At 70.4% G+C, this 22,833-nt stretch carries 22 protein-coding genes; 16 read left to right on the top strand and 6 right to left on the bottom strand.

What is annotated here, in order from left to right; all coding sequences use genetic code 11:
- The first annotated feature begins 3 nt into the window (after positions 1 to 3).
- The 4 genes from HJ588_RS15310 to HJ588_RS15325 all read left to right on the top strand — a co-directional run bounded on the left by HJ588_RS15310 (position 4) and on the right by HJ588_RS15325 (position 4,831).
- Entirely contained in the window at positions 4 to 954 is a 951-nt protein-coding gene (locus HJ588_RS15310; protein WP_171157086.1) for a carbohydrate ABC transporter permease, read from the top strand.
- 91 nt (positions 955 to 1,045) lie between these two features.
- Positions 1,046 to 1,873, top strand: coding sequence for a carbohydrate ABC transporter permease (locus tag HJ588_RS15315; protein ID WP_246242693.1), 828 nt, complete (start codon positions 1,046 to 1,048; stop codon positions 1,871 to 1,873).
- Positions 1,874 to 1,878: 5 nt separating this feature from the next.
- Positions 1,879 to 3,369, top strand: a complete 1,491-nt coding sequence (locus HJ588_RS15320) for a mannitol dehydrogenase family protein (RefSeq protein ID WP_171157090.1) — start codon at positions 1,879 to 1,881, stop codon at positions 3,367 to 3,369.
- Positions 3,370 to 3,376: 7 nt separating this feature from the next.
- Positions 3,377 to 4,831 carry a xylulokinase gene (locus HJ588_RS15325; RefSeq protein WP_171157092.1) on the top strand — a complete coding sequence of 485 codons (1,455 nt, stop codon included), beginning with the start codon at positions 3,377 to 3,379 and terminating at the stop codon, positions 4,829 to 4,831.
- Here HJ588_RS15325 and HJ588_RS15330 read toward each other — a convergent pair.
- The 5 genes from HJ588_RS15330 to HJ588_RS15350 form a co-directional block, all read right to left on the bottom strand.
- Entirely contained in the window at positions 4,796 to 5,566 is a 771-nt protein-coding gene (locus HJ588_RS15330) for a DUF952 domain-containing protein (RefSeq protein ID WP_171157094.1), read from the bottom strand. The two genes, HJ588_RS15325 and HJ588_RS15330, sit on opposite strands and share 36 nt — an antisense overlap.
- A gap of 90 nt (positions 5,567 to 5,656) precedes the next feature.
- The gene (locus HJ588_RS15335; RefSeq protein ID WP_171157097.1) at positions 5,657 to 5,821 is read right to left on the bottom strand and encodes a hypothetical protein; all 165 of its coding nucleotides are present in this window, start codon (positions 5,819 to 5,821) and stop codon (positions 5,657 to 5,659) included.
- Positions 5,822 to 5,988: 167 nt separating this feature from the next.
- Positions 5,989 to 6,915: a VOC family protein gene (locus tag HJ588_RS15340; protein ID WP_171157099.1), complete on the bottom strand. Its 927-nt coding sequence runs from the start codon at positions 6,913 to 6,915 to the stop codon at positions 5,989 to 5,991.
- Entirely contained in the window at positions 6,912 to 7,778 is an 867-nt protein-coding gene (locus HJ588_RS15345; RefSeq protein WP_171157101.1) for a fumarylacetoacetate hydrolase family protein, read from the bottom strand. The genes HJ588_RS15340 and HJ588_RS15345 overlap by 4 nt, the downstream gene beginning before the upstream one ends.
- A gap of 41 nt (positions 7,779 to 7,819) precedes the next feature.
- The gene (locus HJ588_RS15350) at positions 7,820 to 9,619 is read right to left on the bottom strand and encodes an FAD-dependent monooxygenase (protein ID WP_171157103.1); all 1,800 of its coding nucleotides are present in this window, start codon (positions 9,617 to 9,619) and stop codon (positions 7,820 to 7,822) included.
- A gap of 130 nt (positions 9,620 to 9,749) precedes the next feature.
- Here HJ588_RS15350 and HJ588_RS15355 point away from each other — a divergent pair, with 130 nt between their 5' ends.
- The 3 genes from HJ588_RS15355 (at position 9,750) to HJ588_RS15365 (ending at position 13,193) form a co-directional block, all read left to right on the top strand.
- Entirely contained in the window at positions 9,750 to 10,424 is a 675-nt protein-coding gene (locus tag HJ588_RS15355; protein WP_171157105.1) for a GntR family transcriptional regulator, read from the top strand.
- A gap of 257 nt (positions 10,425 to 10,681) precedes the next feature.
- Complete coding sequence (locus HJ588_RS15360; RefSeq protein WP_171157108.1) at positions 10,682 to 11,878, top strand: MFS transporter; 1,197 nt, start codon at positions 10,682 to 10,684, stop codon at positions 11,876 to 11,878.
- A gap of 322 nt (positions 11,879 to 12,200) precedes the next feature.
- Positions 12,201 to 13,193 (top strand): helix-turn-helix domain-containing protein, encoded by a 993-nt coding sequence (locus HJ588_RS15365; protein ID WP_171157109.1) that lies wholly within the window; start codon positions 12,201 to 12,203, stop codon positions 13,191 to 13,193.
- On the opposite strand, the gene HJ588_RS15370 is transcribed toward HJ588_RS15365, so the two are convergent.
- Complete coding sequence (locus HJ588_RS15370) at positions 13,178 to 13,555, bottom strand: peptidoglycan-binding domain-containing protein (protein ID WP_171157111.1); 378 nt, start codon at positions 13,553 to 13,555, stop codon at positions 13,178 to 13,180. The genes HJ588_RS15365 and HJ588_RS15370 overlap by 16 nt on opposite strands.
- 145 nt (positions 13,556 to 13,700) lie before the next feature.
- Between HJ588_RS15370 and HJ588_RS15375 the strand changes: the two genes are divergently transcribed.
- The 9 genes from HJ588_RS15375 (at position 13,701) to pheT (ending at position 22,771) form a co-directional block, all read left to right on the top strand.
- Positions 13,701 to 14,909 (top strand): winged helix-turn-helix domain-containing protein, encoded by a 1,209-nt coding sequence (locus HJ588_RS15375; protein WP_343036752.1) that lies wholly within the window; start codon positions 13,701 to 13,703, stop codon positions 14,907 to 14,909.
- Positions 14,910 to 14,946: 37 nt separating this feature from the next.
- Positions 14,947 to 15,480: a DUF6886 family protein gene (locus HJ588_RS15380; RefSeq protein ID WP_171157113.1), complete on the top strand. Its 534-nt coding sequence runs from the start codon at positions 14,947 to 14,949 to the stop codon at positions 15,478 to 15,480.
- 351 nt (positions 15,481 to 15,831) lie between these two features.
- Positions 15,832 to 16,401 carry a translation initiation factor IF-3 gene (gene infC, locus HJ588_RS15385; protein ID WP_425483558.1) on the top strand — a complete coding sequence of 190 codons (570 nt, stop codon included), beginning with the start codon at positions 15,832 to 15,834 and terminating at the stop codon, positions 16,399 to 16,401.
- Between the two features lie 132 nt (positions 16,402 to 16,533).
- A complete protein-coding gene (rpmI, locus tag HJ588_RS15390; protein ID WP_171157115.1) occupies positions 16,534 to 16,728 on the top strand; it encodes a 50S ribosomal protein L35 in 195 nt (64 codons plus the stop codon).
- 50 nt (positions 16,729 to 16,778) lie between these two features.
- Positions 16,779 to 17,165, top strand: a complete 387-nt coding sequence (gene rplT / locus HJ588_RS15395; protein ID WP_171157116.1) for a 50S ribosomal protein L20 — start codon at positions 16,779 to 16,781, stop codon at positions 17,163 to 17,165.
- A gap of 53 nt (positions 17,166 to 17,218) precedes the next feature.
- Positions 17,219 to 18,016: a TrmH family RNA methyltransferase gene (locus HJ588_RS15400; protein ID WP_171157284.1), complete on the top strand. Its 798-nt coding sequence runs from the start codon at positions 17,219 to 17,221 to the stop codon at positions 18,014 to 18,016.
- Positions 18,017 to 18,026: 10 nt separating this feature from the next.
- The gene (locus HJ588_RS15405; protein ID WP_171157119.1) at positions 18,027 to 19,115 is read left to right on the top strand and encodes an ATP-binding protein; all 1,089 of its coding nucleotides are present in this window, start codon (positions 18,027 to 18,029) and stop codon (positions 19,113 to 19,115) included.
- 30 nt (positions 19,116 to 19,145) lie between these two features.
- A complete protein-coding gene (gene pheS, locus HJ588_RS15410) occupies positions 19,146 to 20,240 on the top strand; it encodes a phenylalanine--tRNA ligase subunit alpha (RefSeq protein WP_171157121.1) in 1,095 nt (364 codons plus the stop codon).
- Positions 20,240 to 22,771 (top strand): phenylalanine--tRNA ligase subunit beta, encoded by a 2,532-nt coding sequence (pheT, locus tag HJ588_RS15415; protein ID WP_171157123.1) that lies wholly within the window; start codon positions 20,240 to 20,242, stop codon positions 22,769 to 22,771. Before pheS ends, pheT begins: the two co-directional genes overlap by 1 nt.
- Positions 22,772 to 22,833 lie beyond the last annotated feature (62 nt).

Genomic DNA, 22,833 nt, shown 5'->3' on the forward strand with positions numbered 1-22,833 from the left:
GGCATGAGTGCTGATACGTCCGCTGCCGCGGTGACCAAGGACTCGGGCGTCGATCCGGACAAGTCGACCTCGCTGGCCAAGGCGGGCGCCTGGGCGCGGCGGGCACCGCTGCTGCCGGCGCTGATCTTCATGATCGTGGTGACGCAGTTGCCGTTCGTGGCGACGATCGTCATCTCGTTCATGAACTGGAACGCCTACTACCCCGACGACCGCAGCTTCGCCGGCTTGGACAATTTCAAGACCGTGCTGACCGACGTCAACGCGCGTGAGGCGATCATCGTCACCGTCCTGCTCACCGTGGGCGTGGTGCTGATCAGCCTGGTGCTGGGGCTGGCGATCGCGCTGTTGCTGGACCGCAAGTTCCGGGGCCGCAGCATCGCGCGCACGCTGATGATCACGCCGTTCCTGATCGTGCCGGTCGCGGCGGCGCTGCTCTGGAAGCACGCGCTCTACAACGCGCAGTACGGCTTGTTCAACGGGGTGCTGAAGTTCCTGTTCGGGGACAGCGCCCCGCAGCCGGACTGGATCAGCGACCACCCGCTGATCGCGGTGATGTTCTCGCTGGTCTGGCAGTGGACGCCGTTCATGATGCTGATCCTGCTGGCCGGTCTGCAGAGCCGGCCGATGGACGTGGTCGAGGCGGCCCGCATCGACGGCGCGTCCGGCTGGCAGATCTTCACCAACATGACGTTGCCGCACCTGCGGCAGTACATCGAACTGTCCGGGCTGCTCGGCGCCATCTACATCGTGCAGAACTTCGACGCCGTCTTCACCATCACCTCGGGTGGTCTCGGCACCGCCAACCTGCCGTACTACATCTACCAAACCTTCTATTCCGCACACGATTACGGCACCGCGTCCGCCGCGGGTGTGATCGTCGTGATCGGCACGATCATCATCGCGACCTTCGCGCTGCGGACCGTGCTCAGTTTGTTCCGGGAGGAGACCCGATGATCACCCCACAAAGTTCTCCGCTCCTTCGTCGCTCCGATACTTTGCGAGGACCCCGATGACCACTGTGAAGGAAGCTCAGGCCGGCCCGGCGATGACCCAGGCCGGCAAGAAGAAGCGGTCCGGGGTGCTGCTCACCGGCGCCGCCTGGATCATCTCGGTGCTGTTCGTCTTCCCGGTCGTGTGGATGATCTGGACGTCGTTCCACTCCGAGACGGACGCGGCGACCAACCCGCCGAAGATCCTGTCGCCGTTCAGCACCGAGGGCTACAGCGCGTTCTTCGGCTCCAACCCGTGGCCGCCGATCCTGAATTCGCTGACGGCGAGCGTCATCTCGACGGTGTTCGTGCTCTGCCTCGCGCTGCCCGCGGCATACGCCCTGTCGATCCGGCCGGTGAAGAAGTGGAGCGACGTGCTGTTCTTCTTCCTGTCGACCAAGTTCATGCCGGTCGTCGCGGCGCTGCTGCCGGTTTACCTGTTCGCCGAGAAGATCAAGTTCCTGGACAACATCTGGCTGCTGATCATCCTCTACACCTCGATGAACCTGCCGATCGCGGTGTGGATGCTGCGTTCCTTCCTCTCCGAGATCCCCGACGAGATGCTCGAGGCGGCGCAGGTCGACGGTGCCGGACTCGTGCGCACGCTCCGCGAGATCATCGCGCCGGTCATCATGCCGGGCATCGCGTCCGCGGCGTTGATCTGCTTCATCTTCAGCTGGAACGAGCTGCTCTTCGCCCGGGTGCTGACCGGCACCCGCGCGGAGACGGCGCCGGTCTTCCTCACCGGCTTCGTGACCAGCCAGGGGCTGTTCCTCGCCCAGGTGTGCGCGGCGTCGTTCGTGGTCTCGTTGCCCGTGCTGGCGGCCGGGTTCGCCGCCCAGGACAAGCTGGTCCAGGGACTGTCCATGGGCGCGGTACGGTGAGTCGGGTGAGTGCCACCCCACTGTCCGAAAGCACCGTCCACCAACTGGATTCGCGGGTCGTGGTGCCGAGCTACGACCGGTCGGCGAACACCACCGGCATCGTGCACCTCGGCGTCGGCGGCTTCCACCGGGCGCACCAGGCGATGTATGTCGATGCGCTCATGTCCGGCGGCGCCGCCGATGACTGGGCGATCACCGGTGTCGGGGTGCTGCCGCAGGACGAGCGCATCGTGCAGGTGCTGAACGACCAGGACGGCCTCTACACGCTGGTCGTCAAGCACCCGGACGGCCGGCTGGAGCCGCGCGTGATCGGCTCGATCAGCCGGATGCTGCACGCGCCGACCGACCCGGAGGCCGTGCTGTCGGCGATGACCGACCCGGCCACCCGCATCGTGTCGCTGACCATCACCGAGGGCAGCTACCTGATCGACCAGGTGACCGGGGAGTTCGACGCCGGGCACCCCTCCATCCAGGCCGACCTTGCCGAGAATGCAACGCCGACAACGGCATTCGGCTTCATCGTCGAGGCGCTGCGGCGCCGCCGGGAAGCAGGCACACCACCGTTCACGGTGATGTCGTGCGACAACCTGCCCGGCAACGGCGACGTCGCCCGCTACACGATCACGTCCTTCGCCCGGTTGAAGGACGCCGGCCTCGCGGACTGGATCGAAACCAACGTCGTCTTCCCCAACTCGATGGTGGACCGGATCACGCCGGTGACGTCGCCGGAGGACATCGAGCGGCTCGCCGAGGAGTTCGGCATCCAGGACGGCTGGCCGGTCGTCTGCGAGCCGTTCACCCAGTGGGTGCTGCAGGACGAGTTCACCGACGGCCGGCCGCCGCTGGAGGACGTCGGAGTGCAGGTCGTGCCCGACGTGGTGCCTTACGAGCTGATGAAGCTGCGGCTGCTCAACGCCAGCCATCAGGCGCTGTGCTACCTCGGCTACCTCGCCGGCTACCGCTACGCCCACGAGGTCGCCCAGGACCCGCTGTTCGCGGAGTTCCTGCTCGGTTACATGGAATTCGAGGGTTCGCCGACTCTGCCCGAGGTCCCGGGCGTCGACCTCGCGGCCTACCGGCGGGAGCTGGTCGAGCGCTTCGCCAACCCCGAGGTGCGCGACACCCTGGCGCGGCTGTGCGCCGAGAGCAGCGACCGGATCCCGAAGTGGCTGGTGCCGGTGATCCGCGAGGCCCTCGACGCCGGGCGGCCGGTGGACCGCGCCGCGCTGGTGGTCGCTGCGTGGGCCCGCTACGCGGAGGGTGTCGACGAGGACGGCCAGCCGATCGACATCGTCGACCACCGCAAGGAGCAGGTGATGGCGGCCGCCGCCAGGCAAGGCGAGGACGATCTGGCGTTCCTGCGTGACCCGACGCTGTTCGGTGACCTGGTCGACCGGGAGGCATTTACCACGCCATACAGGGCTGCACTGAAGTCGTTGCACGAGAAGGGATCTCGCGCCACGCTGCAGGAGACCGTCGACCGGCTGCGAGGTTGACCGCGGAATGACCACGGACTCCTCGACCACCCTCGTCGCCGGGGTCGACTCCTCGACCCAGTCCTGCAAGATCGTCGTCTGCGACGCGGCCACCGGCCGCACCGTCCGTGAGGGGCGGGCGAGCCACCCCGACGGCACGCAGGTCAGTGCCGCCGCATGGTGGGACGCCTTCCGCACAGCACGGCAGGACGGCCTGCTCGACGGCGTCGCGGCCATCGCCGTCGGCGGCCAGCAGCACGGCATGGTCACCCTCGACGACGCCGGGGAGCTCGTGCGCGACGCGATGCTCTGGAACGACACCAGCTCGGCCGACGCGGCCCGCGCGCTGACCGCCGAGCTCGGCGGACCACGGGCCTGGGTCGACGCGGTCGACCTCGTGCCGGTGGCGAGCTTCACCGGCACGAAGCTGCGCTGGCTCGCCGAACACGAGCCCGAGCACGCCGCCCGCACCCGCACGGTCGTGCTTCCCCACGACTGGCTGACTGGCCAGATCCTTGCCGAGACAGGCGGATTCACCGAGTGGACCACCGATCGGGGAGATGCCTCGGGCACTGCCTACTGGTCGCCGGTCACCGAGGACTACCGCCTCGACCTGCTCCGGATGGCCTTCGGACGCGACGTGGAGGTGCCGCGGGCGCTCGGTCCGGCCGAACCGGCCGGCCACGCCGGAGATCTGCTCGTCGCGGCCGGCACCGGTGACAACGCGGCTGCCGCGCTCGGACTCGGGCTGGAGCCGGGCGACGTCGTGGTCTCGCTCGGCACGAGCGGCGCGGTCTTCGCGGTGCACGACTCGGTCGTCGGGGACGAGCGCGGCGAGGTTGCCGGCTTCGCGGACGCGACCGGCCGGCACCTGCCGCTGCTCGCGACACTGAACGCGGCACGCGTGCTGTCCGCCGCGGCCGCGACGCTCGGCATCGACCTGACCGAGCTCGACCGGCTCGCGGGAGAGGCACCGGCCGGCGCGGGCGGGCTGACGCTGCTGCCCTTCCTCGACGGCGAACGCACCCCCAACCTGCCGACGGCGACCGGCACGCTCGCGGGCATCACGCGCGCCAACTCGACGCCCGGCCATCTCGCGAGGGCGTATGTCGAGGGGATGCTCTGCAACCTCGCCGGCTGCGTCAATGCGTTGCAGCGCAACGGGATTCGCACCAACCGGGTCCTGCTGATCGGCGGGGCTGCCGCGTCCCGGACGGTGCGCACGGTCGCCGCCGACATCTTCGGGGTGCCGGTCGTCGTGCCGGAGCCGGCCGAGTATGTCGCGCGGGGAGCCGCCCGGCAGGCCGCGTGGGCGCTGTCGGGCGACGCCGAGCCGCCCGCATGGGACGTGCCGGTCGCGGCGGAGGTGCAGCCGCAGGACGCCGACGCCGGTGCCCGCACGTTGCGGCGCTATCGCGAGGTGCTGGACGCGACGCACCCCGACCGGTCAGCCGAGGATGGTGCGGCGCAACAGCTCGGGTAGGGCGCGGTCGGCCAGCCCGACCTCGCTGCGCGCCTCGCGCAGGGCCTCGGGAGAGCCGGTGCCGTCGACCTCCGTCACCAGCGTCAGCACGGTGGCCGCGCGTTCGTCGCTGAACGCACGGCCCAGGTGGAAGGAGTGCGTCGAGGCCAGGCCGCCGCGCTCCGAGCGCACCTGGAGCAAGCGTCCCCGGTCGGCCGCGGTAACGGTGCTGACGAACGCACCGTCGGTGGTCAGGTAGGTCAGCCGGGTGCCGACGCCGGTCGGACCGTCCGCAGTGATCGTGCTGACGCCGGGCAGCCAGCGGCCGGCGCGTTGCCAGTCGGTGAGGGTGTCCCACACGGTGCCGAGGTCGCTGGGTATGACGACCGCGGTGCGCGATGCGGTGGCGGCCTCGTCGTGCGGCAGGTCGTGGGTCGGGTGCAGGGTGTGCACGGCTTGGACGGCGTCGACCTCGATCGGGCCGTAGACGTGCGGGAACTCCTCGCCGGTCGCCGGATCGCCGACCTCACGCCTGACCTCCGCGTTGAGTCGGCCCGGGTCGATCGCGAGCAGGAAGAGATCCTGCTCGTAGTCGGAGTAGAAGCGCTGCCGGACCGTCGGCCACTGGTCGGCGCCGGCCGCATGCACGAAATCGGCCGCTGCGAGCGGCACCCCTCGGGTGGACTGCTCGTAGCGGCCGATGGATTCGGCGGTGGCCCAGTGCTGCGGCTCCGCCAGGTGGTAGATGAGCTCCATGGGCACACCTTCTCAGGGTGTCCCGGGGAGCGGGTGGTCAGTGCTGGTCAGTGCTGCTCGGTGCTGCTCAGCGCTGGTCCGTGCTGGCGCTCAGCCGGCGCCCTGCTCGTAGGCGAGCTGCTCGGCATACGGCCGCATCGGGTGCAGCTTGTGCGTCGGCTCCGACTTGTGCGCGGTGCGTTGCGCACCGCTGCGGTGCAGCTCGGCGAGGAGGTGATCGGTGGTGCGGCGCACGACAGGTGAGGTCTGGCCCATAGTGGCGTCCTTTCGTGGGTGTGGATCGGACCGACATCAGATGTAACGGAGGGATGCTCCGGTTAATTCCCCGATGCCGGAAGTTTTCTGCACCAACCTGCGCGCGGCATGAAACGACGCTGGCACCTGCCCACGAGAGGGCAGGCGCCAGCGTCAGGTCGAACGGCTCAGCGGGAACTGATGCTGTGCGCGCCGGTCATCAGACCGGCGAGGTCGTCCGGGGAGAGGAAGGACGGCGGCGGGGGCGGGCCCCAGCTGAAGAGGCCCTGCGCGCCCTGCAGCACCTCCGGCTCCCAGATCTCCTCCTCGGGGATGACGTCCATATCGGAGAAGTACTCCGAGAAGTTGCCGGCCGGATCCTTGAGGTACCAGAAGAAGTTGGAGCCGGCGAAGTGCCGGCCCATGCCCCAGATGTGGCGTTCGGGGTGGCCCTCCAGCATGTTCATCGCGCCCCGGCCGACATCGTCGATGTCGTCGACCTGCCAGCTGGTGTGGTGCAGATAGTTGACCGGTGCCTGCAGCGCCAGGAAGTTGTGGTGGTCGTTCGAGCAGCGCATGAACGCGCCCTTGTCGCCGATGTGGTCGGACACCTTGAAGCCGATGCCGTCGACGAAGAAGCGCATCGTCGACGCGAGGTCGGTGGTGCCGATCACGGCGTGGCCGAGACGTCGCGGCTGCACCGGGGTCGTGCGGACCAGGCCGGGTGCCCGGCCGGTCCGTTCGATGCGCCCCGGCCCGTTGTATGGCGTGGGCTCCTGCCGGGCCTGGCGCAGCCGGGGCAACACGGCAACCCGCACCCGGATGCCGGCGACCGGCTCGGTCGCGACCAGCACGTCACCGTCGAGGTCGGCGGCGACCCCGAGGCCGCCCAGCGTGGTGGCGATGCGGGCCAGGTCGTCGGCGTCGTCGGCGCGCACGCCCAGCTCGACCAGGCGGCGGGTGGGGGCGTGCACGACGCGCAGCTGGGTGCCGGCGTCCTGGGTGGCGAACCCGCCGTCGGCTTGCTGGGAGAGTCCGAAATCGCTGTAGTACGACTGGGTTTCGGCCACGTTGGGCACCCCGATGATCACGTGGCTGAGTCCGTGCAGGCTCATGACGTGCTCCCCTCCTCGGCCGCTACGAAGGTCTGCTTCAACTCTCCGATGCCGTCGATGGTGCTGACCAGTGTCTCGCCCGGCTGGATGAAGCGCTGCGGTTTGCGTCCGAGCCCGACGCCCTCGGGGGTGCCGGTGAAGATGATGTCGCCGGGGTAGAGGGTGATGATCGCCGAGAGTTCGGCGATCAGCGTGGCGACCGGCACGATCAGCTTGGCGGTGCTGCCGTCCTGCACGGTCTCGCCGTCGAGTTCGGCGTGCAGGTGCAGGTCGTTGCGGTCGGGCAGCGCGTCGGGGCTGACCAGGTAGGGGCCGGTCGGGGCGAAGCCCGGATAGGACTTGCCGAGCCCGAACTGCGGTGCGGGGCCGGACAACTGGATGACGCGCTCGGAGATGTCCTGGCCGGCGGTGACGCCCGCGACGTAGTCCCATGCGTCACCCTCGGCCACGCCGTCGGCTTGTTTGCCGATCACGACCACGAGCTCGATTTCCCAGTCGGTGTTGCCGCCGTCGGGGAGCACGACCTTGGTGACCGGCCCGCTCAGGCTGGAGAGGAACTTCGGGAAGACCGGCGGGAGGCCGTTCGGGGAGTCGAAGCCGGACTCCTGCGCGTGCTCGGCGTAGTTGAGGCCGACGGCGAGGATCTGCCGCGGGGACGGTGACGGAGCGCCCAGTGAGGAGGGGTCGAACTCCACGGCATCGGTGAGGTCCGCACCCTTCGCCCATCCGGCGAAGGCCGCCCAATTGTCATAGATGGCAGCGAGTTCGGGTCCGAACTTCCCGTCACTCGCCTTGTGCACGTCGACCGCCCGCTCGTCGTCGGTGATTAGCTGTGCACGTCCGTCGAGGTTTGCCAGTCGCATGAGTTCTCCTTCGTGTGCGGGTGGTTCGTGATGTGCAAGGTTCAGCGCGCGAGCGTGCGTCGCAGTGCCTGGTCGAGCGTGGCGTGCGGGTCGTCGGTCAGGTGATGGGCGCGCCAGGCAATGTGGTGGTCGGGCCGCACCAGCAGCGCGCCGTCGTCACCGACCTCGCGCAGCTCTCGCCAGCGCCCGAAGATGTCGCGGTGGTCGCGGCCGATCTGCTTGGCCTGCAACGGGATGCCGTGCTCGGCGGCAAGCTTCTCGGCCGCGTCGATCCACGCCTCGCCGCCGATCCCGGTGAGCAGCAGGAACTCCCCGTTCCCGGCGAGGTCGAGCGTGGACACCTGGGCGCCGTCGTGATCGAGCCAGGCGTGCGGCAGCCGCGCACCCGGATGGGTCGTCGGGTGGTGGAAGAGCTCCGGGTCGCGCTCCGGCTGCGGCCAGGGCGTGCCGTCGTCGACGATCGCAGCCGACTCGTAGTGCTGGTCGAGCTCGACGCCGTGCGCGTTGAACTGGTAGTTCTGCAACGCGACCGCGTCGTCCAGCCCCGCCCGGCGCTGCTGCCCGGCGGGGCCTGCGTCATACAGGCCGCGGAGCGCCGCCTCGCCGTCCTCGCGGCTCTGGCCGGGGGCGAAGCCCAGCGCCTGGGAGATCGGCAGCATGTCACCGACGCTCTGGAGCGCGCGGTCGACGACCTGCGATCCGACCGGCTGCCGCTCGGCGTCATAGGAGTCGAGCAGGGCGTCGCCGGCGCGACCCTGCAGCACCCAGGCGAGCTTCCACGCCAGGTTGAACGAGTCCTGGATCGAGGTGTTGGTGCCGAGCCCGTTGGCCGGCGGGTGCCGGTGCGCGGCATCGCCGACGAGGAACGCCCGGCCGCGCCGGTAGCTGACGGCGACCTGGTGGTTGATCTGCCACAGGCTGGTCGCCTTGATCGTGATGTCGACGTCCGGGTCGCCGATCGTCTGCTGAGCGCGCGCGATCACCGCCTCCTCCGACAGGTCCGGCTCGCCCTCGGCCGGGTCGTACATGAACAGCAGCACCCACTCGGTCCACGGCTTCACGCAGATCCAGGTGCCCGAGCCGACCCAGTAGTCGTTGCCGGGCTGGCACATCCAGTAGAGCGTGCCCGGCCGGTGGGCGGTGTATGCCGTGAGGTCCGCCTCGAGCCAGACGTTCGCGGCGGCGCCGAGGCCGGTCTCGCCGCGGAAGGTGAAGCCGAGTTGCTCGGCGACCAGGGACCGGCCGCCGTCGGCGCCGACGAGATACTTCGCGCGCATCTGGTGCTCGGTGCCGTCGACCCGCGATCGCAGGGTTGCGGTGACGCCGTCGTCGTCCTGCTCGACGCCGATCAGCTCGGTGTCGAAGTGGATGCGCGCGCCGCGGTCGAGCGCTCCCTGCAGCAGGACGGGCTCCAGGACGTGCTGCGGGATGTTGCACATGCTGCTCGGGCTGGCGATCTCGTAGTCGCCGTGGCGTTCCGGGCCGCTGCCCCAGGTCATCAGCCGCGCGAGCTCCGGTCCGGCGAAGCTGGTCGCCCAGACGTTGTTGCCCATCAGCGCGTTGTCGGTGGCCGCCGCCCGCACCGCGTCCTCGATGCCGAGATCGCGGAAGACCTCGACCGTGCGCTGGTTGGTGATGTGCGCGCGAGGGGAGTGGGCGGTGCCCGGGTATTTGGTGACGGTGACCGCGTCGACGCCGTGGCGGGCGAGCAGGGCGGCCATCGTCAGGCCGGCCGGGCCGGCGCCCACGACGAGCACGTCGGTTTCGGTGGGGAGTTGTCCGGCGGTCTGCGCTGACTGGGTCTGTGCTCGCTGAGTCTGCGCTGCCTGGTCGATTGCCATCGCTGCTCCTTGCGTCCCGGGCGGCATCACGGGCGGGTGAGCCACATCACAGTTCTACGCCCTGATATGCGAAAAAGCAAGTAATATTCGAATATCCGTCGATCGTCGCATCTTGTTAGGCTCCCCGGTCATGGCATCCACCAAGCAGCGCGCGAACACCGAGGCCGTCTACGCCCAGGTGCGGGCCGACGTGCTCGGCGGTGTGCACCAGCCGGGGGAGCGGCTGAAGTTCTCCGCCCTGTGTGAGCGGTATGGCGCCAGCGTCAGCGTGGTGCGCGAGGCGCTCAGCCGGCTGGCCGAGCAGGGCCTGGTGGTGTCCGAGCCGCGCATCGGCTTCGCCGTGCGGGCGATGACCGTCGACGACCTGCGCGACCTGACGATGACGCGGATCGAGGTGGAAACACTCGCACTTCGCAAGGCCATCGAACGCGGCGACGTCGACTGGGAGTCGCAGATCGTCGCCGCGCATCACCGGCTCGAACGCACCGGGATGTTCACCGACGACGCTCCGCCACGAGTCTCCGACGACTGGGAGTCGGCGCACTCGGCGTTCCATGGAGCGTTGCTCAGCGGCTGCGCGAGTCACTGGCTGCTCGGCATCGCCACCACCTTGCGCGACGCCGCGGAGTTCTATCGCCGGTGGTCGCAGATCGTCGAGCCGGGCCGGGATGCCGCGGGCGAGCACCGCCGCATCCTCGACGCCGCGCTCGCCCGCGACGCCGACCTGGCGGCTGAGCGGCTGCGCGAGCACTACCAGCGCACCGCCGACATCGTCGAGCGCGGCCTCACCGAACGCGACGCCTGAGCGCGGTCGGCTGCGCGTCTCGTAAGTGGGGGTGCGGTTGGCGTCACGGTCGCTTACGGCTCGCGGTCCGGTGCGCGTCTCGTAAGGGAGGGTGCGGCTGGCGTCACGGTCGCTTACGGGTCCCGGGTGGATCGCCGGTGAGTTCCGTCATACCGGGCATAAATCGGTGGCGTCGAACATTTCGATATGCAAGTATTGAGGAGCGGCCGATCGGCCGCCTTTTTTGACGCCTACACCCCCGAAGGAGTGACACCCCTATGTCCATCAAGCCCTACCAGCGCGTGCTGAGTGTGACTGACGCCCGACGGGTGTTGCTGCTCGGCTTCCTGTTGCGCATCCCGATCTTCTCGGCCGGCGTGATCCTGACCCTGCACGTGGTCGGCTCCCTCCACCGGTCGTATGCCGATGCCGGTCTCGTCGCGGCCGGCGCCACCATCGCGATCGCGGTCTCCGGGCCGTGGCGCGGCAAGCTGCTCGACCGCATGGGCCTGCGCCGCGTGGTGCTGCCCTCGCTGATCATCAGCGGCCTCTGCTGGGCGGTCGCGCCGTTCGTCGGCTACTGGGCGCTGCTCGTACTCGCAACGATCGCAGGCCTTTTCGTCGTACCCACATTCTCGATCATCCGCCAGGCAGTCATCGCCGCCGTGCCCGACTCGGACCGGCGCACGGCGCTCTCCCTCGACGGGATGGTCGTGGAGATGTCGTTCATGGTCGGCCCGATCCTCGGGGTGTGGCTCGCCAGCTTCGTCGACACCCGCTGGGTGCTGTTCGGCGTCGAGCTGATCGGCGTCGTCGTCGGCGCGATCCTCTGGTGGGTCAACCCGCCGCTGCGGTCGGCGACCACCGACGCGGCCGACGCCGCCGCGGAGCGGGTGCCGCGCTCGTCGTGGTTCCGGGCCGGCTTCCTCGCGGTCTGTGCGGCCGCCGCCGCCTCGACCATCGTGCTGTCCGGCAGTGACGTCGCGATCGTCGCGGCGATGCGTGACTTCGACGCCGTCAACGAGATGGGCATCGTGCTCGTGCCGTGGGGCCTCGGCTCGCTGGTCGGCGGCCTGATCTACGGCGCACTGCCGCGTGCGCTGCCGCCGTTCGCGCTGCTGCTCGGCCTCGCCGTGGTCACCGCGCCGATGGCGCTCGCGCAGGGCACCTGGTCGCTCGCCGGCCTGTCACTGATCGCCGGCTTCTTCTGCGCGCCGACGATCACCGCCACCGTCGACGCGGTCAGCCGCATCGTGCCGGTCGCGGCTCGCGGTGAGGCGATGGGCTGGCACGGGTCGTTCATGACCGCCGGCTCGGCGCTCGGTGCGCCGGTCGCCGGTGCGGCCATCGACATCGCAGGATTCGCCGGCGGTTTCGCGACCGTGGCGGCCATCGGTGCGGTCGTCGCCGTGCTCGGCTATGGCGGGATCCGCCTGCACCGGGCGCGCGTGGCCGCCCACGCGCTGGCCGCCTGAGCGGCCTCGCCCGCGACTGCCCGTCCCGACTGCTCTGAGGCTCAGAGCTGCGGGCTCAGAGCTGCGGGGGCGGGCAGTCCGACCCGGGCCACCAGAGTTCGGCATTGTTCGTGCCGTTGCCCGTGCAGCTCTGCGTCGGTGGCTCGAAGGCGCCGTCGGCCCGGGCGGTCTGTCCGGCCGCGAAGCCGGCCCCCGAGAGCAGCCCGCATATGCTGAGGGCGATGACGAGTCGTCGCATTGGCTTTCCTCCCCTAGAAGATCCGTGCCACATCGTGACCCGGAATGACACCGGCCGGCACTTCTTTCGGACAGACTCGGACGGGTGGCCGATCGGACCGATCATCTGACGCGGTCGTCCGCCGAGCAGCTCGCCGAGGTGACGACGATCGCCGATCTCACTGCGGCCATCGACCGGCTGCGCCGCCTGCGGGCCACCGAGGTCGGCGAACCCCGGCTGGGGCTCGACCGGCTCGCGCGGCTGACCGGCATACCGCGCTCGACACTCCACAACTACCTCGCCGGCGACGTGCTGATCCCCGCGAACGCGCTGGACCGGCTCGTGCAGGCGCTCGGGGTGCGCGGTCCGGGGCTTCGGGCCTGGTCGGAGGCGCTCGAGCGCGTCACCCGCACCGCGCGCGGCACCGGACTCGCGTCGGCGACCCGGGCCGCCGAGATCCTCGCCGTCGATGCCCGGATCCGGGCGGCGCTGACCCGGCCGACCGACGGCTGGTACGACCAGACGCAGGAGATCTCGGTCAGCGAGCGGGTCATCGTCGGAGCCGAGCGCGCGATCGTCTCGGTGCAACGCCGGGTCACTGTGCGCGCCCTCACCGGCGGCGTCGACCGCTGCAGCCTGCGGATGTGGCCGCGGGCGGGCATCGACCTCGACGCGTTGGAGGCCGGCGGGCTGCGCAACTGTATGCCGGGCCGGCACCGCACCCTCACCGATCCGCCGGTGCGGGTGCTCGAACTTCTCTTCGACCACCCGCTGTCCGCCGGCGAGACCTACCCCTACGAAGTGACCGTCGACTTCGCGGAGGCGCGGACCGGTGAGTTGCGCCCGAGCGTCGAGGCGGGGTGCATCTTCAAGCGGCGCGGCCCGGCATACACCCTCGAAGTGTCGTTCGGCGACGACCTGCCGCGGCGGATCCGCCAGGTACACCAGGACTTCGTCGACGGCCCCGAGCAGCCGATCGCCGACCTCACGCCCAACGCGTGGGGCAGCGTGCACTTCTTCGTCGAGCGCCCCGGTGCCGGCGTGCATGCCATCCGCTGGGAGTGGCCGGAGCCGGCGGGCGATCAGCAGAGCGGGTAGTGGCTGCAGACGTAGGCGTGGAATGCCGTGTCGAGCTTCCCCCACGTGCGCCAGCCGACGATGCCATCGACCTTGAGGCCCCGGCTGCGTTGGAAGCTACGGACCGCGGCGTCGGTCCTGCTTCCGAAGATTCCGTCGACAACCAGGCCAGCGTGCGCGACATAGTTCAGCTCGCACTGCAGGTCCATGACGACCGCTCGCTTTGGTGAGCCCCATTGGATCTCGGGGTGGCTCCTGGAGTAGCCGCACGGCTGCGCTCTGCTGCTCGCGGTCTGCGCGGCCGCCTCCGCCGCCGGTGCCGACGTCACGGCAGGGATCGCGCAGGCGACCGCCAGGACCGATGCCACTGCCAACTTCTTCATGGTTCTTCCTCCCTGTCGAGCCCGGCGACCGGCGGCCACCGGGTGCGAGAAGTGTCGGCGACCGCGCGCCCCTGCGGCCGTCGGCTCGGACGAACCCGGACGGGCTCGCGGGTGGTTGTCGGAGGTCCTGCCTAGGGTGGCGCCCGTGACCGCCGCTTCGATGTCCGCTGCCCAGGCGCGTCGGGTCGCGCTCGCCGCCCAGGGTTTCCTCGACCGACGCCACGAGCGGCCGACGATGCGCACGCTCAGCCGCACCATCGAGCGCACCGGCGTGCTGCAGATCGACTCGGTCAACGTGCTGCAGCGCGCCCACTTCATGCCGCTCTACTCCCGCATGGGCCCGTATGACGTGAGCCTCCTGGAGCGCGCGTCCTCCCGCAAGCCGAGGCGCCTCGTCGAATACTGGGCGCACGTCGCGGCATACATGCCGGTGGAGCTGTGGCCGGTGATGGTGCACCGGATGCGCGACTACGAGCAGCGCGGACACGCCTGGGCCAACCTGCCGGACGAGCGGCTGCCCGACGCGTTGCTGCGCGAGATCGAGACCGGGGGAGCGGCCACCGCGCGCGACCTCGACGACGGCCTGCCACGCACGCGGGACAACTGGGGCTGGAACTGGTCCAACACCAAGGTTGCGCTCGAATACCTTTTCGTGGCAGGCAAACTCGCGGTCTCGAAGCGTAATTCGGCGTTCGAGCGGGTCTACGACCTGCCGGAGCGGGTGATCCCTGCCGAGATCCTCGCCCGCCCCGAGCCGACGGTGGAGGAGGCGGCGCGCGAGCTGATCCGTCGGGCGGCCCGCTCCTACGGCGTGGCGACGGAGTTCGACTTGCGCGACTACTTCCGCATGCAGCACTCCAAGGCGCACCAGCATCAGGTGCGGCCGGCGATCGCAGCCCTCGTCGAGGACGGCGAACTCCTGCCGGTGGACGTCGAGGGCTGGGGTCGCCCGGCATACCTGCACCGGGACGCCCGGCTGCCACGCACGGTCGACGCGCGGGCGCTGCTCAGCCCGTTCGACCCGGTGGTCTGGGAGCGCGACCGCACCCTGCGACTGTTCGACTTCTTCTACCGCATCGAGATCTACGTGCCGCAGGCCAAACGCGTTCACGGCTACTACGTGCTGCCGTTCCTGCTCGGCGACCGCATCGTCGCTCGCGTCGACCTCAAGGCCGACCGCAGGGGCGGCCTGCTGCACGTCGCCGGGTCCTACGCCGAGCCGCACGCGCCTGGCCACACCGCCCAGGCGCTCGCGGACGCGCTGCGCGAGCTCGCCGGCTGGCTGGGGCTCTCCGGCGTCGACGTGGCCCGGCGGGGTGACCTCGCGCCGGCGCTCGCGGCCGCGGTCGCCTGAGGCGCACCCGGCGGCCGGCTCGCTAACCTGCACTGCGATGTATGCCGAGCCCGGGGAGGTCCTCCACTTCAGCGAGGACCCGACGATCACCCGGTTCCGGCCGCACGTCGCGGCGACCGCGCAGCAGCCGGATGCCTACGTGTGGGCGGTGGATGCGGCGCGCTGCCCCGACTACTGGTTCCCGCGGCAGTGCCCACGCGTGATGGCGTGGGTGAATGAGCGCAGCACCCCGCAGGACGCCGCCCGACTGATCGGGCCGGGTGCACGGCGGGTGCACGTCGTGGAGTACGCGTGGCTGCCCGCCATACTGGAGACGAAACTCGTGGCCTACCGCTTCGCGGCGCAGGATTTCCGGCCGGTCGGCGAGGATCGCCACGCGATGGTGAGCGACCACGAGGTCACCCCGCTCGGACCACCCGAGCCGGTCGGCGACCTGCTCGCCGCGCACGAGCGGGCCGGCATCGAGTTGCGGCTGACCGGTGACCTCTGGCCGTGGTGGGACCAGGTAACCACGAGCACGCTCGGCTTCAGCGGCATCCGGCTGCGCAACGCCGCACCGCGGCCGGCCTGACGGCAGGCAGGAGTGACGGCGCCCGCCCCTCGCTCGATTCGCGGGAATGCCGCCACCGCTGTTATCGTTGAGATCACCGACTGGTCTGACGACGTTGGATCAGTGTGCAAGAGAAGCTCCGGCTTCCACCTCGAGCGACCGGCAGGTCGCCAGGTTCGGTCCAGGCAGGATGCCCGTCATGACGGGAGCGCCTCGCGTTGCACGCGAGTTGCTTTCCGGCATACGTCATCCAGGTCCTGAGCTGCATCCGAGGCTTCTCGTGCACCCAATGATGGGCGGCGAGGAGCCTTTCTTCGTCTCCCGCGCACATGACGTACGACGAAGGAGCTTCACATCAGCGCTGAGCCCCGTATCAACGACCGCATCCGTGTGCCGGAAGTGCGGTTGGTCGGGCCGAACGGTGAGCAGGTCGGCATCGTGCGCGTCGAGGACGCGCTCCGACTGGCCGCAGAGGCAGACCTCGACCTGGTCGAGGTCGCCCCGATGGCCAAGCCGCCGGTGGCGAAACTCATGGACTACGGCAAGTTCAAGTACGAGAACGCCATGAAGGCCCGTGAGGCCCGCAAGAACCAGGTCAACACCGTCATCAAGGAGATCAAGCTCCGCCCGAAGATCGACCCGCACGACTACGGCACCAAGAAGGGCCACGTCGAGCGGTTCCTGTCGGCGGGCGACAAGGTCAAGGTGACGATCATGTTCCGCGGTCGCGAGCAGTCGCGGCCCGAGCTCGGCTTCCGGCTGCTGCAGCGGCTGGCCGAGGACGTCCAGGAGCTGGGTTTCGTGGAGAGCGCGCCCAAGCAGGACGGCCGCAACATGATCATGGTGCTCGGACCGACCAAGAAGAAGGCGGAGGCCCGCGCCGAGGGCCGTCGCCGACGCGAGCAGTCGCAGGCCGACGAGGCCGCGACCGCGGAGGCCTGACCGAGAGGTCGGACCCACCCGATCGACGCGGGGAGACCTGCGTTGATCCCCGCATGCAGTGACGCCGGCCCGCGGGCGGGCGTCACGGACGAAACGTCAGACGAAGAAGAAACACGACTAAGGAGATCGGCAATGCCGAAGATGAAGACCCACAGCGGCGCCAAGAAGCGCTTCAAGATCAGCGGGTCGGGCAAGGTCATCCGGCAGCGTGCGCGCCACGTGCACAAGTTCCAGGAGCGCAGCAGCCGCGCCGCGCGCCGGCTCGTGCCCGACGTCGAGGCCGCGCCGGCCGACGCCAAGAAGATCAAGAAGCTGCTGGGCAAGTAAGCCCCACTTCACGTTTCCCCCGAACACCTAACAGCTAGAAGGAGATTCACGTGGCACGCGTGAAGCGGGCGGTCAACGCCCAGAAGAAGCGTCGGACCGTCCTGGAGCAGGCCAGCGGCTACCGCGGCCAGCGTTCGCGGCTCTACCGCAAGGCCAAGGAGCAGGTCACCCACAGCCTCGGCTACAGCTACCGGGACCGTCGCGCCCGCAAGGGTGACTTCCGTCGCCTCTGGATCCAGCGCATCAACGCCGGCGCCCGCGCCAACGGGATGACCTACAACCGGTTCATCCAGGGCCTCAAGGCCGCCGAGGTCGAGGTCGACCGTCGCATGCTGGCCGAGCTGGCCGTCAACGACGCCGCCGCGTTCACCGCGCTCGTCGAGATCGCCAAGGCCAACGTGCCGGCGACCGACGCCAAGGCCGAGAGCGTCGCCTGAGGTCTGCCGACGCAACCAGTCGCACTGATCGAACGCCGGTCCACGTCCCGATGATCCTGACCAACCCCCGCGCGGAGCGGGTCAAGGCCATCCGGGCGCTGGGCCGGCGTTCGGCGCGTCTGCGGGCCGGCCGGTTCGTGGTCGACGGTCCGCAGGGTGTGCGCGAGGTGCTGCGCTTCGCCCCGCACACCGTCCTCGAGCTGTATGTCGAGAGCGGCGCCCGGCACGACGACCTGGTGACGGCCGCCCGCGACGCCGGCGTCCCGGTGCACGAGTGCGACCCCGCGGTGATGGCCGCCCTGGTCGACACCCAGCACCCGCAGGGGGTCGTGGCGGTCTGCCGGCCGATGGACGTTTCGGTCGAGGAGGCGCTCGCCGCCGACGACGGCTTCGTCGTCGTGCTCGCCCACGTGCGCGACCCGGGCAACGCCGGCACCGTGATCCGCGGCGCCGACGCGGCCGGGGCCCGCGCCGTACTCATCTCCGACGCGAGTGTCGACCTCTACAACCCCAAGGTGGTGCGCTCCACCGCCGGATCGCTCTGGCATCTGCCGATCGCGGTCGGCGGCGACGTCGCCGGCCTGATCGCGGCCTGCCAGGCCCGGGGCCGGCGCGTGCTGGCCGCCGACGGCGCCGGCAGCACGCTGCTGCCCGACGCCGACCTGAACTCCCCGCACGCCTGGCTGATGGGCAACGAGGCGTGGGGCCTCGACGAGCACACCCGGTCACTCGCCGACGACGTCGTGCGGGTGCCGATCCACGGCCACGCCGAGTCGCTCAACCTCGCCATGGCGGCCACCGTGTGCATGTACGCCAGCGCCGCCGAACTGCCTGAGCTGCCACCGGTTTAGGCTTCGTCCCGTGACTCTGGACGGCCCCCAACCGGTCGAGCCCGCGCTCGCCCCGGGGGTCTATCGCGCGCTGCTCGAGCAGCTGCCCGAAGGGGTCGTGGTGGCCGACGCGCAGGCCCGCCTCGTGCTGACCAACCAGCGGGCGGAGCGCCTCACCGGCATACCTCTGTCGACGCTGCTCGGCAGCGACATCCGCGAAACGCTCCCGCTCGTGAGCCCCGACGGGCGCTCCTTCTGGGCAACCGACAATCCGTGGGACGGTCTGCACACCCGCAGCGGCTCGCCCGAGCGGCGGATGCTGCTGCCGGGCGGGCACAGCGTGCTGATGGCCACGCGGCACATCCGCGGCGGCGCCCCGCGGCGCGCACTGCAATGGCTGGTCCTCACCATGCGCAGCGCCACCGTGCGCGACCGCATCGAGGCCGAGACCTCGGCGCTGGTCACCACCGTCGCCCACGAGCTGCGGGCGCCACTCGGCGCGGTCCGCGGCTTCTCCCGCACTCTGCGCACCCGCTGGGAGCAACTGCGCGAGGACCAGAAGCGCTGGATGCTGGGTGCGATCGAGACCGACGCGGCCCGGCTGCAGCGCCTGGTCGGCGAACTGCTCGACATCTCCCGCATCGACACCGGCCGGCTCGAGCTGCGCCGCCGCCCGGTCGACCTGGCCGAGATCGTCCGCGCCTGCGTCGACCGGCTGGTGAACAACGGAGAGGACCCGGCGCGGTTCCGCGTCGTGCAGCTGGTCGACGACGTGGAGCTGTGGGGCGACGCCGACCGGCTCACCCAGGTCGTGTCCAACCTGCTGGAGAACGCCGTCGGCCACGGAGCCGGCAAGATCACCACCACCATCGACGTGGTGGGCGACGAGGTGCGGCTCGACATCGCCGACGAGGGCCCAGGCATCGCCCCCGAACACCGCTCGCTGGTGTTCTCCCGCTTCTGGCAGGCCGGCCGCCGCGGCAACGGCAACGGGCTCGGCCTGTTCGTGGTGCAGGGCCTCGCGCAGGCGCACGGCGGCCACGTCGAAGTGCTCGAGACCGAGCACGGCGCCACCTTTTGCGTCACGCTGCCCGGCGGAGTGCCCGACCACCTGAAGTAGGGGGCCGCCGCACACCTAGACTGCTGTGTCGTGTCAGGACCCAACACGTCATACGACCCGGTCGAGGTGGCCGCCCTCGACCCCGCGCACCTCGAGCAGGCCGTCACCGATGCCCTGGCCGCGTTCGACGCGGCGCAGAACCTCGACGAGCTCAAGGCCGCGCGCGCCGCCCACCAGGGCGACAAGAGCCCGCTCGCGCTCGCCAACCGCGAGATCGGCGCGCTGCCGCCGTCGGCCAAGGCCGAGGCGGGCAAGCGGGTCGGGCAGGCGCGCGGCACGGTGGGTCAGGCGCTCAAGAAGCGCCAGGCGGAGCTCGAGGCAGAGCGCGACGAGCGCATCCTCGTCGACGAGGCGGTCGACGTCACGATGACGCCCGGTCGACGCCCGCTCGGCCGGCGCCACCCCAATGAGCTGATGGCGCAGCGCATCGCCGACATCCTGGTCGGGATGGGCTGGGAGATCGCCGAAGGCCCCGAGGTCGAGGCCGAATGGTTCAACTTCGACGCGCTCAACTTCGACGAGGACCACCCGGCCCGGCAGATGCAGGACACCTTCTACATCGCGCCCGAGGACAGCGGACTGGTCCTGCGCACGCACACCTCGCCGGTGCAGGCACGCTCGCTGCTCGAGCGCGGCGTGCCGCTCTATGTCGGGTGCATCGGTCGCGTCTACCGCACCGACGACCTCGACGCCACGCACATGCCGGCCTTCCACCAGATCGAGGGCATCGCCGTCGACGAGGGCATCACGATGGCGCACCTCAAGGGCACCCTCGACCGGATGGCGTCGGAGCTGTTCGGGGAGGGCATCACCACCCGGTTGCGCCCGTCGTTCTTCCCGTTCACCGAGCCGTCGGCCGAGATGGACCTGCGGTGCTTCGTCTGCCGTGGCGAGGACCCCGACTGCCGCGCCTGCTCCGGCACCGGCTGGATCGAGTGGGGCGGCTGCGGCATGGTCAACCGCAACGTGCTGTCGGCGTGCGGCGTCGACCCCGACCGCTACACCGGCTTCGCCTTCGGCATGGGCATCGACCGGGCGCTGATGTTCCGCAGCGGCGTGAGCGACATGCGCGAAATCATCGAGGGCGACGTCCGTTTCGACGCCCAGTTCGGACTGGAGGTCTGATGCGCATCCCGTTGGACTGGCTGGGTGAGTATGTCGAGCTGCCCGCCGGAGTCACCGGCGCCGCCGTGGCCGAGGCGCTCGTGCGCGTCGGCCTGGAGGAGGAGGGCCTGCACGGCGGTGAGGTGACCGGACCGCTCGTGGTCGGCAAGGTGCTCACGATGGAGCCCGAGCCGCAGAAGAACGGCAAGACGATCAACTGGTGCACCGTCGACGTCGGCGATGCCAACGGAAGTGGGGAGGCGCAAGGGATCGTCTGCGGTGCGCACAACTTCGCACCCGGCGACCTGGTGGTCGTGGTGCTGCCCGGTGCCGAGCTGCCCGGCGGTTTTGCGATTTCCGCGCGCAAGACCTACGGCCACGTGTCGGCCGGAATGATCTGTGCCGCAGACGAACTCGGCCTGCCCGACGACGGCTCAGGCGGCATCATTCGCCTCGCGGAGCGTCTCCCCGGCGTCGAGCTGACTCCGGGCCAGGACGCGATCCCGCTGCTCGGACTCGACCGCGAGACCGTCGAGATCAACGTGACGCCCGACCGCGGCTACTGCTTCTCGCTGCGCGGTGTCGCCCGCGAATACGGGCTGTCCACCGGCGCGTCCTTCACCGACCCGGCGGTCGCGCTCGCGCAGGCCGCCCCGGCGGCGAACGACGCGGGCCACCGGGTCGAGGTGCGCGACGATGCGCCGCTGCGCGGACAGGTCGGCTGCGACCGCTTCGTGGCGCGCGTGGTGCGCGGCATCGACGTGTCCGCGCAGACGCCCGCCTGGATGGCGACCCGGCTCACCGAGGCCGGCATGCGGCCGATCTCGCTGCCGGTCGACGTCACCAACTACGTCATGCTCGCGCTCGGCCAGCCGCTGCACGCCTACGACCTCGCGTCCATCGACGGCCCGGTCGTCGTCCGTCGTGCCCGGCCGGGGGAGAAGCTGAAAACCCTTGACGGCAATGAGCGTTCGCTGTTCGAGGAGGATCTGCTGATCACCGACGGCGGCGAGCGCGGCCTCGGCATCGCCGGCGTGATGGGCGGTTTCGACTCCGAGGTGACCGACTCCACCACGGACGTGCTCATCGAGGGCGCGCACTTCGACCCGATCACCGTCGCGCGCTCCGCCCGCCGGCACAAGCTGCCGTCGGAGGCGTCGCGCCGCTTCGAGCGCGGCGTCGACCCGCAGCTCGCGCCCGCGGCGGTCGAGCTGGTCGCCCAGCTGCTGGTGGAGTATGCCGGGGGCACCGTCGACGACGGCGTCACCGACCTCAACGACGTGCCGGGCAGCGCACCGATCGTGTTCGACCCGCAGCTGGCGTCCCGCCTCGTCGGCATCGACTACCCGGACGACCAGGTCGCCGACGTTCTGCGCCGCATCGGGTGCGGGGTGGAGACGACGGGCACCCAGTGGCGGGTGACCCCGCCGTCCTGGCGCCCCGACCTGCACACCGGACCCGACCTGGTCGAGGAGGTCGCCCGCACCGTCGGTTACGAGCAGATCCCGTCGATCCTGCCGACCCCGCCGGGCGGCCGCGGCCTCACGCACGACCAGCAGGCGCGCCGCATCGTCGCGAACACCCTTGCGGCGCGCGGATTCTCGGAGGTCTGGTCGGCGCCGTTCGTCAGCGACGAGCGGTATGCGGCACTCGGCTACCCGGTCGAGGCGGCGCGCGCCCGCACGGTGAGCCTGATCAACCCGCTCTCCGAGGAGCAGCCGCTGATGCGCATCTCGGTGCTGTCGACGATGGTCGACGCACTCAAGCGCAACGTCGCCCGTGGGATCAAGGACGTGGCGCTGTTCGAGCTCGGTCTGGTGGTCGCGCTGGAGGAGGCGCAGCGCCAGGCGCCGACCTCTCCGGTCGGCGTGCTGCCCGCACCGGAGTTGCTCGAGCAGATCCGTGCCGCCGTGCCGCCGCAGCCGCGACACCTCGGGATCCTGATGACCGGTGATGCCACGCCCGCCGGCTGGTGGGGCAAGGGCCGTCCGGCTGACTGGAGCGACACCGTCGACGCGGTGCGCAGCATCGCCGAGGCTCTCGTCATACCCCTCACGGTCGAGGCCGACGGCGACGCGATGCCGTTCCACCCGGGGCGCTGCGCGAAGCTGAGCCTGGCCGACGGCACGCTGATCGGGCACGCCGGTGAGCTGCACCCGAAGGTGGTGCAGGCGCTCGGCCTGCCGCCGCGCACCGTCGGCGCCGAGGTCGACCTCGACGCGCTGATCGCGGCGAGTGGGAGCCCGATCACCAGTCGCCCCATCGCCAATCTGCCGCTCGCGAGCAGCGATGTCGCCCTCGTCGTGGACGCCGGTGTGCCGGCGGCGCGCGTCGAGGCCGCGCTGCGCGACGGCGCCGGGCCGTTGCTCGAGTCGATCGCGCTGTTCGACTCCTACACCGGGGATCAGGCGGGCGAGGGCAAGAAGTCGCTCGCCTACCGCATGGGCTTCCGGTCCGGCGAGAAGACGCTCACCACCGACGAGGTCAACGCGGCGCGTGACTCGGCGGTGCGGGCGGCGGCCGACGCGACCGGGGCGGTGCAGCGCGCCTGAGCGGGTGAGGGACTCCGCGACTGCTCGTCGCATGAGTATGCATCACCCTGTATACTCATGCG

Source organism: Flexivirga aerilata, from assembly GCF_013002715.1.
GTDB lineage: Bacteria > Actinomycetota > Actinomycetes > Actinomycetales > Dermatophilaceae > Flexivirga > Flexivirga aerilata.

Coding starts and splice junctions, on each gene's coding strand:
- HJ588_RS15380 (WP_171157113.1), top strand. CDS start 14,947: ATGTATGCCGAGCCCGGGGAGGTCCTCCACTTCAGCGAGGACCCGACG.
- HJ588_RS15330 (WP_171157094.1), bottom strand. CDS start 5,566: ATGGAGCTCATCTACCACCTGGCGGAGCCGCAGCACTGGGCCACCGCC.
- HJ588_RS15335 (WP_171157097.1), bottom strand. CDS start 5,821: ATGGGCCAGACCTCACCTGTCGTGCGCCGCACCACCGATCACCTCCTC.
- HJ588_RS15370 (WP_171157111.1), bottom strand. CDS start 13,555: ATGAAGAAGTTGGCAGTGGCATCGGTCCTGGCGGTCGCCTGCGCGATC.
- HJ588_RS15325 (WP_171157092.1), top strand. CDS start 3,377: ATGACCACGGACTCCTCGACCACCCTCGTCGCCGGGGTCGACTCCTCG.
- HJ588_RS15355 (WP_171157105.1), top strand. CDS start 9,750: ATGGCATCCACCAAGCAGCGCGCGAACACCGAGGCCGTCTACGCCCAG.
- HJ588_RS15310 (WP_171157086.1), top strand. CDS start 4: ATGAGTGCTGATACGTCCGCTGCCGCGGTGACCAAGGACTCGGGCGTC.
- rpmI (WP_171157115.1), top strand. CDS start 16,534: ATGCCGAAGATGAAGACCCACAGCGGCGCCAAGAAGCGCTTCAAGATC.
- HJ588_RS15360 (WP_171157108.1), top strand. CDS start 10,682: ATGTCCATCAAGCCCTACCAGCGCGTGCTGAGTGTGACTGACGCCCGA.
- HJ588_RS15350 (WP_171157103.1), bottom strand. CDS start 9,619: ATGGCAATCGACCAGGCAGCGCAGACTCAGCGAGCACAGACCCAGTCA.
- HJ588_RS15340 (WP_171157099.1), bottom strand. CDS start 6,915: ATGAGCCTGCACGGACTCAGCCACGTGATCATCGGGGTGCCCAACGTG.
- HJ588_RS15315 (WP_246242693.1), top strand. CDS start 1,046: ATGACCCAGGCCGGCAAGAAGAAGCGGTCCGGGGTGCTGCTCACCGGC.
- pheT (WP_171157123.1), top strand. CDS start 20,240: ATGCGCATCCCGTTGGACTGGCTGGGTGAGTATGTCGAGCTGCCCGCC.
- HJ588_RS15345 (WP_171157101.1), bottom strand. CDS start 7,778: ATGCGACTGGCAAACCTCGACGGACGTGCACAGCTAATCACCGACGAC.